Raw genomic sequence first — 9,279 nt, forward strand, 5'->3', positions numbered from 1 at the left:
GCCGCGTCCTCAAACGCCGGACGGGCTGGATTTCCAGCCCGTCCGGCGTTTGAGGACAAGCGGCGCAGCCGCTTTGGGGGTCCGGGGGTCTCCCCCGGTTTCGGGAAGGGGCGGGGCTGGGGAAAAGCCGGACGGCTAGCGGTAGTCGGCCGCCGACGCCCGCTTGCCCCCGAACACCACATCCCTGAAATACGCGAAGCAATCCGGCCGCGACCCGTCCGCATCGGTGAACCCATACGCCCGCGCCAGCTCACCACTCGACAGCGACCCCCCGTTCCAGCGCCCCCTGTCCGGGTCCGCCGCCAGATGCGCCACCGCGCGCCCGATGAGGACCGGGGACTCGGCGATCGCGAAGTGCGGTTCCTTGGACACCGCGTCGCGCCAGGTCTCCTCCGTCACCCCGAAGTGGTCGAGCATCTCCTCCGACCGCAGGAATCCCGGCGTGAGCGAGACCGCCGTACCGCCGTACTCCTTCAGTTCCTCCGCCAGGCCGAGCGCCATCCGGATCGGCCCGTACTTGGCGAGGTCGAAGAAGAGGTTGCCGCGGTAGGTGCGGTTGAATTCCGCCGTGCCGTCGGTGATCTCGACGACCAGTCCCCCGGGCCGCCGGATCAGCAGCGGCAGCGCGTAGTGGCTGGTGATCGCGTGGGTCTCCAGGGAGAGCCGCAGCATGCGCAGACCTTTGTCGAGATCCAGCTCCCAAACCTTCGTATCGAACTCGAGCAGGTGATCCCCGCCCCAGACGTCGTTGACGAGGACGTCGAGCCGCCCCCGCTCCCGGTCGATGCGGTCGACGAGTGCCTTCACCTGGTCCCGCTCCAGGTGGTCGGTCGGCACGGCGATGCCGGTGCCGCCGGCGGCCGTCACCAGCTCGGCGGTCTCCTCGACGGTCTCCGGCCGGCCGACCTCGCTCCGGCGCTCCCGCGTGGTGCGTCCCGTCGCGTAGACGGTCGCGCCCGCCGCCCCGAGTGCGACGGCCATGGCCCGGCCCGCTCCCCGCGTCGCGCCCGCGACCAGGGCGACCCTGCCCGCCAGCGGTCCGGCGGCCGATGTGCTTCCCGTGTTCACGTTCCCGTGTCCCTTCGCTCCGACAATTCACTCCGACGACGTCGTGCGGTTCGTCGCGCCGGTGACCCTGCCACTCAATGCAGACACCTCCTGTCCTGATTCGCCGACCGTCCCGATGCGCCGACAACGCACCGGTAACAAGACGGCCGCATCCGTTCCGCTCCGCGTGCGGGGCCCGGTGGTTGGCCCGATGCTGGAGCCGTGATGGACGAGACGGAGTTCTGGGAACTGATCGACACCACGCGCGAGGCCGCCGAGGGCGACGCCGAGGACCAGGCCGATCTGCTGGTCGAGCGGCTGATGCAGCTCGACCCCGACCGCGTGGTGGACTTCGCCCGGCACTTCGAGGCGCGCTACAACCGCTCCTATCTGTGGGATCTGTGGGGCGCCGCGGCCGTGCTGCTGAACGGGGCGAGCGACGACGCCTTCGACTTCTTCCGCTGCTGGCTGATCGGCCAGGGCCGGGAGGTCTTCGAGGGCGGCATACACGAGCCCGACCACCTCGCGGAACTCCTGGACGACTTCGACGACGAGGTGGACGGCGACGGGGAGGACCTCGGCTACGCGGCCGACGAGGCGTACGAGCAGCTGACCGGCACCGAGACCCCGGACCTGGGCCTCCCCGACCCGCCGCCCGAACCCCTCGGCACGCCCTTCGACCTGGAGGACGAAGCCGCCCTGGCCGAACGCTTCCCCAGGCTGTGGGACCGCTTCAGGGAGTAGGGCGCGGCAGGATGGGCCGTATGCGGATCGCAATCACCGGCTCGTCCGGACTCATCGGCAGCGCACTCGTCCGTTCCCTCACCGCCGACGGCCACGAGGCCGTGCGCCTCGTCCGGCGCCCGCCCAGGAACAGGAACGAGGTCGCGTGGGACCCCGAGCGGCAGCGGGTCGACACGGACGGGCTCGCCGGGTGCGACGGAGTGGTGCACCTGGCGGGCGCGGGCGTGGGCGACCGCCGCTGGACCGCCGCCTACAAGAAGGAGATCCGCGACAGCCGGGTGCTCGGCACCGCCGCCCTCGCCGAGGCCCTCGCCTCCCTCGACGCCCCGCCGCGCGTGCTGGTGAGCGGCAGCGCGATCGGCGTCTACGGCGACACCGGCGACCGGGCGGTCGACGAGGACGCGCCCCCCGGCCACGGCTTCCTCGCCGACCTCTGCCAGGAGTGGGAGGAGGCGGCGGGCCCGGCCGCCGAAGCGGGCGTGCGGACCGTGTTCGCGCGCACCGGGCTCGTCGTGGCCCGCGAAGGCGGCGCCTGGGCCAAGCTCTTCCCGCTCTTCCGGCTCGGCCTCGGCGGACGGCTGGGCGACGGCCACCAGTACTGGAGTTTCATCGCCCTGCACGACCATGTGTCCGCCCTGCGCCACCTCCTGGACACCGAGACCCTGGCCGGCCCCGTCAACCTGACCGCCCCCCGGCCCGTCACCAACCGCGAGGTGACGGAGGTCATGGGGCGCGTGCTGCGCCGGCCGACGCTCCTCCCCGCCCCCGCGCCCGCGCTCAGGCTGGCGCTGGGCGAGATGGCGGGCGACGTACTGGGCAGCCAGCGCGTACTGCCGCGACGGCTGCTCGACTCGGGCTTCTCCTTCGCCTTCCCCGACGTCGAAAGCGCCGTACGCGCGGCGCTGACGGACACGCGCTGAACACGGGCCCGGCACACCGGCCCCGGACGTGCTACCGCCGTGCGACCGTGCTCTGTCCGTGCGCGACTGTTGTTGACCGAATTTCTCTCTACGGTCGAGGCAAATCGCGCATTGCCCCTGCCCGTTGAGGGCATCAGGCCCCAGAGCGAGCGGACCGACCCCAGGAGGGCACGTGCTCAGCAGCGCACGCGAGACCGCACACGACGCCGACGTCGTCATCGTGGGAGCCGGCCTCGCCGGGCTCTCCGCGGCGCACCGGCTCACCGCCGCCGGGGTAACGGTCACCGTCCTGGAGGCCGCCCCTTACGTCGGTGGACGGATGACGACCGGACAGGTCGACGGCTTCCGGCTGGACCGTACGGCACAGCTGCTCAACACCGCCTTCCCGGAGCTGCTCCGCACCCCAGGGCTCGACGCGCTCACACTGCGGCCGTTCACCCCCGGGGTCCTGGTCCACGCCGACGGGCGCAACCAGCGCACGGGCGAACCCCGGCACACCAAGCGCGGGTTCACCACGGCACGGGCCCTCGCGACCGCCGCCCGTGCCGGGGGCCTCGACCAGGCGCGGCTGGGCACCGCGCTCGCCCGGCTGGCGGCCCTCCCGGCCCACCGGGTCCTCGCCCGCCCGGACCGGCCCACCGCCGACACCCTCACCGGACGCGGCCTGCCGACCCGTACCGTCGAGGGCTTCCTGCGCCCGCTGCTGGCCTCGCTGCTCTGCGACCCGGAGCTCACGACCTCCAGCCGCTGCGCGGACCTGGTCCTGCGCGGCTACGCGCGCGGCCGCCTCTGCCTGCCGGAGGGCGGCGCGGACACCGTCCCCGAACTGCTCGCCGCGCTGCTGCCGCCCGGCACGGTCCGTACGGGCGTCCGCGCGGAGGCCGCCTGCACCACGTCCGTCGGCACGGCCGGGCACGGGGAGTTCCGCTGTCGCTCGGTGGTCGTGGCGACGGGTGCCCGAGCCGCCGCGGAGCTGATCCCGGGGCTGCGGATGCCGGGGTTCCACCCGGTGACGGTGCTGCACCACACCACGGAGGAGCCGCCGCTGCGGGAGGCCTCGCTGATCATCGCGGGCGGGCGGCGCGGGCCCGTCGCACACACCATGGTCGCCAGCGAGGTCGACCCCACCCGGGCGCCCGCCGGGCGGGCCCTGATCACCTCGACGGTGCTCGGCGCGGCGGCCGGGCTGCCCACCGCCGACCTCGACCGCGCGGCGCGCGCCCAACTCGCCCGCGTCTACGGCACGTCCACCGGCGGCTGGCAGTTGCTGGCCGCACACCACGACCCCGACGCGGTCCCGGCCATGCCCGCCCCGCACGACGTCCGGCGCCCGGTCCGGCTGCTGTCCGGCCTCTACGTCTGCGGCGACCACCGCGACACGAGCACCGTCCAGGGCGCCCTCTTCTCCGGCCGCCGCGCGGCCCTGGCCGTCCTCCGCGACCTGGGCATCCGCGCACCGCACGACGCCGAGGAACTGCAGGCGGCGTAGCGCCCCGTAAGGGGCGCGGGGAACTGCGCGACCAGCCCCCACCGGCCCGCAGCCGAAGGGCAGGACGGGCGCAACCGGACCACCACCCCCCCCCGTACGACGAAACGGAGGCCCGGGGCAGAGCCCCGGACCCCGTTGAAGCGAGGGCACCGCTAAAGCAGGGCCACCTTCTCGCGATAAGCCCGAACGGCCGCCGCATCCCGATACGGCTCCAGCCGCCGCTCGAAATCGCGGATGTACTCCAGCGCCCGCACCGACCGCATCTCGGCGGCCTGCGCCGCCGCCTCCGCCCCCAGCGCGCACGCCTGCTCCAGCTCGCCCAGCCCCAGCCGCGCGGTGGCCAGTACCACCCGGCAGAAGAGCCTGCTGCGGGCGTACGCGGTGCTCCGCAGCTGCAGGGACCGCTCCGCGTGCTGCGCCGCGGCCCGGTACTGCTGGAGGTCGCGGTGGCAGTGCCCGAACTCGTCGGCGAGCTGCGCCTCGTCGAAGAACCGCGCCCAGTACGGCACCTCGTCGCCCGGTCGGGCGCTCTCCAGCGCCCGTTCCGCCCGCGCCAGCGACGCGGAGCAGGCCCGCACCTCGCCGAGCACCCCGTGCCCGCGGGCCTCGACCGCGTGCAGCAGCGACTGCACCACGGACGGCGCCCCCGAGCCCACGCCCTGCTGGGCGACCCGGGCGAGCTGCACCGCCTCCCGGCCGTGCCCGAGGTAGACCGCCTGTCTGCTCATGGTCACGAGCACATAGCTGCCGTACGGCCGGTCGCCCGCGGCCTGGGCGAGCCGCAGCGCCTGGACGAAATAGCGCTGGGCGAGCCCGTGCGCGGCGATGTCGTACGACGTCCACCCGGCGAGCCGGGTGAGGTCGGCGACCGCGCCGAAGAGCCGCCGTCCGGCCGCCTCGCCGTAGGTGCCGCGGAGCATCGGTTCCGCCTCGTGCTCCAGATAGCGCACCAGGGCCTGCCGGGCGTGCCCGCCCCCGTACGCGTGGTCGAGCGTCCGGAAGAGCTCGCCCACCGACCGCAGCGCCGCGATGTCGCCCATCGAGACCCTGCCGCCGGGGCCGCGCTCGGTGTGCCGCTGGCGCGGGGGGAGCCCCCGCCCCTGGGCGGGCACCCGGACGCCGTCGACGACGGGCACGGGCGCCGCGCCGCGGGCCACCCGCTCGTCGGCCCGGCCGATCAGCCAGTCCCGGCTGGGGACCACCAGCCCCGCCGGGGTGAAGGCGATCTTCCGAAGCTCGGTGTGACTGCCGGAGTCCTTGCGCCACAAGCCACTGACGATGTCAATGGCCTCTTCCGGGGAAGCGGCGAATTCCAGCCCGGCGTACACCGGAGCGCAGGCGTCCAGGCCCAGGTCCTGCGCGGACAGCCGACGGCCCAGCCGCCGGGTGAAGACCTCGGCGATCAGCGCCGGTGTCGTGCCGCGCGGCTGCTGGCCGCGCAGCCACCGGGTGACGGAGGTCTTGTCGTAGCGAAGGTCGAGGCCGTGTTCGAGCCCTAACTGATCGACGCGCCGAGCCAGCCCTGCGTTGGAGAAGCCCGCCTCCGCGATCAGCGCCGCGAGCTGGCGGTTGGGGATGCGCTGGGGGGGTCGTTCCGTCATCAGCCTGCCGGTCTCCCTGATCGCGTTGTGGAACGGCGCGAACTTAGCGGCCACACAACGCCCCGATCGCCACCTTCGCCCCGCATTCATCCGATCGTGTGAGGACAGATCAAATACGCATGGCGGGCGGCCCGGGGTGATCCGGGCCGCCCGGCCGCCTGCGGCGGTGTCGGCGCCCCGCCGTACAGTGGCAAGGGCGTGAGTGGCAGCGTGCGGAATCGCGTGGGACGGCGCGAGGAGCGCGGCGGCCATCCACTCCGTGCACTGCAAGGTTCGAAAAGGTTCGAAGAGGAGCTGCCGTGAGTGAGCTGCGCTTTGTCCACCTGGGCTTCGGGGCGGACGCCGTCGAGTATCAGGAGGCGTGGCAGGAGCAGCGGCGGGTGCATGCGGCCCGGTTCGCGGACGAGGTCACGGACACCTGTCTGCTGTTGGAGCACCCGGCGGTCTACACAGCGGGACGGCGCACGGAGGACAGCGAGCGCCCCCTGGACGGCACCCCCGTCGTCGACGTGGACCGTGGCGGGAAGATCACCTGGCACGGGCCGGGCCAGCTGGTCGGTTATCCGATCCTCAAGCTGCCGCGCCCCGTGGACGTGATCGCGCACGTGCGGCGGCTGGAGGAGGCGCTGATCCGCGCCTGTGCGGACTTCGGCCTGGAGACCACCCGGGTTGAGGGCCGCAGCGGCGTGTGGGTGCTGGGCGAGGCCCGCGAGGAGGCCGCGGCCGGCGGTCTGGAGCTGGACTTCGACCCGCGGCTCGCGGACGAGGAGTTCGACCCGCGGCTCAACGGCCCGGAGTACGCCCCGTCCAACGCCGGGCAGCGCGGCGAGGACCGCAAGCTCGCGGCGATCGGCATCCGCATCGCCAAGGGTGTGACCATGCACGGCTTCGCCCTGAACTGTGACCCCGACAACACCTGGTTCGACCGGATCGTGCCCTGTGGCATCCGGGACGCCGGAGTGACCTCGCTCTCCAATGAGCTGGGGCGCCGGGTGCCCGTGAGCGAGGTGGTGCCCGTGGTGGAGAAGCGCCTGCGCGAGGTCCTGGAGACGGCCGAACCGCTGCCGAGGGCGGTCTAGCGGCGGCCCCGGCCTCCCTCCGGCACCCTCCCGACGGGAGGGTGAACGGGAGGGGAATGGCCCCCACCGGTCGCGGGTTGTCCCACACGTGGGCCACACACGCAACCCATACGCGTAAACACGTACGAATTAACGGGCGTACCCTGGTGTCCGCCGAAGAATCGAAGCCATAGGGAGCCGGACGTGTCCGCTGTCGCACCCGACGGACGCAAGATGCTGCGCTTGGAGGTCCGGAACGCCCAGACCCCCATCGAGCGCAAGCCCGAGTGGATCAAGACCCGGGCGAAGATGGGCCCCGAGTACACCAAGATGCAGAACCTCGTGAAGGGCGAGGGGCTGCACACCGTGTGCCAGGAGGCCGGCTGTCCGAACATCTACGAATGCTGGGAGGACCGCGAGGCGACCTTCCTCATCGGTGGCGACCAGTGCACCCGGCGCTGCGACTTCTGCCAGATCGACACGGGCAAGCCGCAGGCGCTCGACCGCGACGAGCCGCGGCGCGTCGGCGAGTCCGTCGTCACGATGGACCTGAACTACGCCACCATCACCGGCGTCGCCCGCGACGACCTGGAGGACGGCGGCGCCTGGCTGTACGCGGAGACCGTGCGGCAGATCCACCAGCAGACCGCCGAGCGCGCGGACGGCCGTACCAAGGTCGAGCTCCTGGCCCCCGACTTCAACGCGGTGCCCGAGCTGCTGGAGGAGGTCTTCGCCTCCCGCCCCGAGGTCTTCGCGCACAACGTCGAGACCGTCCCCCGGATCTTCAAGCGGATCCGCCCCGGCTTCCGCTACGAGCGCTCCCTCGAGGTCATCACCAAGGCCCGCGCGTACGGCCTGGTGACCAAGTCGAACCTGATCCTCGGCATGGGCGAGACCCGCGAGGAGATCAGCGAGGCGCTGCGCGACCTGCACCAGGCCGGCTGCGAGCTGATCACCATCACCCAGTACCTGCGCCCCTCGGTGCGCCACCACCCCGTCGAGCGCTGGGTGAAGCCGCAGGAGTTCGTGGAGCTCAAGCAGGAGGCCGACGAGATCGGCTACTCCGGTGTGATGTCCGGGCCGCTGGTCCGGTCCTCGTACCGCGCGGGCCGGCTCTACCAGCAGGCCATCGAGCGCCGCGACAGCGTGGCCCCCTCGGCACAGGCGGTCTGACCGGACAGTCCCCCGACGCGGCCGATACCTCCCACCTGAAGGTGGGCACGGTATCGGCCGCGTCAACGTTTCATAGGTGTTTGACCAATCGGTCATCCATTGGTAACACCGGTGAGTAACGATGGAAGCACGCACCGCAGCAGTACTTCCGTACGCCGCACCGCCCAGCCCCCCGCCGCCAGTCGACCCATTCCGCTTCCGAGGGGACCACGACATGCAGGCCGCGCCGGTACGCGCCTCTTCCGCTCCGCCCTCCGCACTGCCCACGACCCTCTCCGTACGGCCCCCGTCCGTCACGGGGGCGCTGCGGGCCCTGGAGCGGCTGCTGATGCGCGGGGGCCAGCGCACCGCCCGCCGGAACGCCTGGACCGCGGTGCTGGAGGACCGCCGCCGGGCCAAGGCCCGGCGCGAGGCACAGCACCTGCTGGAGGCCGTGGCCGCCCCGGGTCCGCAGGCCACGTAAACTTCGCCTTATGGCGAGGAAGGAAACACCTGAGAACCCCGGGCGACTGAAGCAGATCGCCCTGACCTACAAGATGACCAAGAAGGTCGACTCGAAGGTCGGTCTTGTCGTCGCGGCTGTGGGCATCGTCACCTTCGGTGTGCTCCTCGCCATCGGCTTCTGGATCGACCACCCGGTCTACCTGGGCATCCTGGGCTTCCTGCTGGCCTTCCTCGCGATGGCGATCGTCTTCGGACGCCGCGCCGAGCACGCCGCCTTCGGGCAGCTCGAAGGCCAGCCGGGCGCCGCTGCCGCGGTGCTGGAGAACATCGGCCGCGGCTGGACGACGACCCCCGCGGTCGCGATGAACCGCAGCCAGGACGTGGTGCACCGGGCCGTCGGCAAGGCGGGCATCGTGCTCGTCGGCGAGGGCAACCCCAACCGGGTCAAGGGCCTGCTGGCCGCCGAGAAGAAGCGCATGGCGCGCATCGTGGCGGACGTGCCGGTGCACGACATCGTGGTGGGCGACGGCGAGGGCCAGGTCCCGATCAAGAAGCTGCGCACGACGCTGCTCAAGCTGCCGCGGATCCTGCCGGGCGCACAGGTGACGGTCGTCAACGACCGGCTCCGGGCGCTCGGGGACCTGCTCAGCAACATGCCGATCCCGAAGGGGCCCATGCCGAAGGGCACGCGCATGCCGAAGGGCCGCTGAGGCCCGTACGGCCCCTCCACGACGTGAAGGCGGGGCACTCACGTGGGATCACGTCTTCTTTGAGGGGGAGCCCGATGCAAAGCCGCCCGTGCC

At 72.5% G+C, this 9,279-nt stretch carries 9 protein-coding genes; 7 read left to right on the top strand and 2 right to left on the bottom strand.

Annotated elements, in window-relative coordinates; all coding sequences use genetic code 11:
• Positions 1 to 135: 135 nt before the first annotated feature.
• On the bottom strand, positions 136 to 1,068 hold the full coding sequence (locus ACWD4A_RS34550; protein WP_451200319.1) for an SDR family oxidoreductase: 933 nt from the start codon (positions 1,066 to 1,068) through the stop codon (positions 136 to 138).
• Positions 1,069 to 1,272: 204 nt separating this feature from the next.
• On the opposite strand from ACWD4A_RS34550, the gene ACWD4A_RS34555 reads away from it, so the two are divergent.
• From ACWD4A_RS34555 to ACWD4A_RS34565, 3 genes are all read left to right on the top strand, one after another.
• The gene (locus ACWD4A_RS34555) at positions 1,273 to 1,791 is read left to right on the top strand and encodes a DUF4240 domain-containing protein (RefSeq protein WP_451200321.1); all 519 of its coding nucleotides are present in this window, start codon (positions 1,273 to 1,275) and stop codon (positions 1,789 to 1,791) included.
• 11 nt (positions 1,792 to 1,802) lie between these two features.
• Entirely contained in the window at positions 1,803 to 2,711 is a 909-nt protein-coding gene (locus ACWD4A_RS34560; protein WP_451200323.1) for a TIGR01777 family oxidoreductase, read from the top strand.
• A 172-nt stretch (positions 2,712 to 2,883) separates the two neighbouring features.
• Positions 2,884 to 4,200, top strand: coding sequence for an NAD(P)/FAD-dependent oxidoreductase (locus tag ACWD4A_RS34565; RefSeq protein ID WP_451200324.1), 1,317 nt, complete (start codon positions 2,884 to 2,886; stop codon positions 4,198 to 4,200).
• 152 nt (positions 4,201 to 4,352) lie between these two features.
• Here ACWD4A_RS34565 and ACWD4A_RS34570 read toward each other — a convergent pair whose 3' ends face one another.
• Positions 4,353 to 5,801 (bottom strand): regulator, encoded by a 1,449-nt coding sequence (locus ACWD4A_RS34570; protein ID WP_451200326.1) that lies wholly within the window; start codon positions 5,799 to 5,801, stop codon positions 4,353 to 4,355.
• A 299-nt stretch (positions 5,802 to 6,100) separates the two neighbouring features.
• Between ACWD4A_RS34570 and lipB the strand changes: the two genes are divergently transcribed.
• From lipB to ACWD4A_RS34590, 4 genes are all read left to right on the top strand, one after another.
• On the top strand, positions 6,101 to 6,880 hold the full coding sequence (gene lipB, locus ACWD4A_RS34575; RefSeq protein WP_451200328.1) for a lipoyl(octanoyl) transferase LipB: 780 nt from the start codon (positions 6,101 to 6,103) through the stop codon (positions 6,878 to 6,880).
• A 183-nt stretch (positions 6,881 to 7,063) separates the two neighbouring features.
• A complete protein-coding gene (gene lipA / locus ACWD4A_RS34580) occupies positions 7,064 to 8,032 on the top strand; it encodes a lipoyl synthase (protein WP_451200330.1) in 969 nt (322 codons plus the stop codon).
• A gap of 214 nt (positions 8,033 to 8,246) precedes the next feature.
• The gene (locus ACWD4A_RS34585) at positions 8,247 to 8,495 is read left to right on the top strand and encodes an SCO2195 family GlnR-regulated protein (protein ID WP_451200332.1); all 249 of its coding nucleotides are present in this window, start codon (positions 8,247 to 8,249) and stop codon (positions 8,493 to 8,495) included.
• A gap of 10 nt (positions 8,496 to 8,505) precedes the next feature.
• Positions 8,506 to 9,186, top strand: a complete 681-nt coding sequence (locus tag ACWD4A_RS34590) for a DUF4191 domain-containing protein (RefSeq protein WP_451200333.1) — start codon at positions 8,506 to 8,508, stop codon at positions 9,184 to 9,186.
• The last annotated feature ends 93 nt before the right edge of the window (positions 9,187 to 9,279 follow it).

The organism is Streptomyces sp. NPDC002537 (assembly GCF_053594975.1).